The sequence below is a fragment of the Candidatus Eisenbacteria bacterium genome (assembly GCA_035712145.1).
Classification (GTDB): Bacteria; Eisenbacteria; RBG-16-71-46; order RBG-16-71-46; family RBG-16-71-46; genus DASTBI01.
In genome coordinates this window covers 1-1,012 of record DASTBI010000189.1, presented here as the reverse complement: position 1 = coordinate 1,012, position 1,012 = coordinate 1, and the positions used below count along the sequence as shown (strand labels likewise).

Here is a 1,012-nt window from a genome sequence, read left to right as displayed (position 1 = left end):
GGATAACGCCGCAGGACAGCGTGGAGTTACGCTCGTCAACAGCGATACCTTATCAGCTCGTCAATCGACCATACATGGTCAGTCAGATCGGCTGCCATTGCGGGTGTGCCCGCCAAGGTCGCATGCACATGACAAAAGTTGTACACGCAGCCCGTCCAGAACAACGCCGCTTCCAACTGCCCACGCCTGCCCGACGGCGTCCGTGTGCGCCGAACCAAGGCTGGCATCCAGGTGCGCAACGTCGCATTCAACCGCTCGATATACGCCGTGTTGATGCAGCCCAAGTCGACTTGTGTTGCTTGCATGATCGCTTCGGCACACGCCAGGCTGCCATGCACCAGCCGTCGCTCTATCCTGACCAGCCGCCGCCCGACCCGGTGCTTCACGACTTGCACAATCTGCAAATCCTCCCACACCAGCAGCCGCGGTCGCCCGACCTTGCCACTATGCAGCGGGTCGCGAAACACCTTCAGGATGGTGGTCACGTAGGCCCTGAAGCCATCCACCGCGAACAAAATCGGTTGATGCGGCTGCGCGGCCGCACGCACCTGCTCGATCACTGGCACAAGCAGCGCTCCGTCGCGCTTCCACCCAATCGCACCCCACAGCCAGAGGCGCGAAAAGACCGTCATCGCGGTCGCGATCCAGACCGGCCCAGCTTGTGTTTTGGTGTACAACTCATCGGCCTGGACTTGGCCGACATCGACCGCGCCTTGACAGACGAGCTGTTGCTGGACGGTTTTGGCATGCTGTCCGGCTTTGGATTGCCAATCGGCGACCGTGCGTTCGTCCAGGCCAAAAGCAAAGACCACTGCCGGGACGGGACAGCCGCAGGCCAGCAACGCCAGCACGACACCGACCACCCAGAGCGGATGTTTGAGGCCGAACAGCGGTGTGCCGCTGGTCTCGGCAAAGGTCTTGCCACAGGCATGGCACCTGTAGCGGCGTTCTTTGGTCGAGTGGACGCCAATGCGTCCGCTTGCACCACACGCGGAGTTCGGGCATACTACCA

The 1,012-nt window shown here is 61.9% G+C and carries 1 protein-coding gene; it reads right to left on the bottom strand.

Annotated elements, in window-relative coordinates; all coding sequences use genetic code 11:
• Positions 1-35: 35 nt before the first annotated feature.
• The coding region (locus VFQ05_13350; GenBank protein HET9327746.1) for a hypothetical protein at positions 36-1,012 on the bottom strand (977 nt) is incomplete at its 5' end.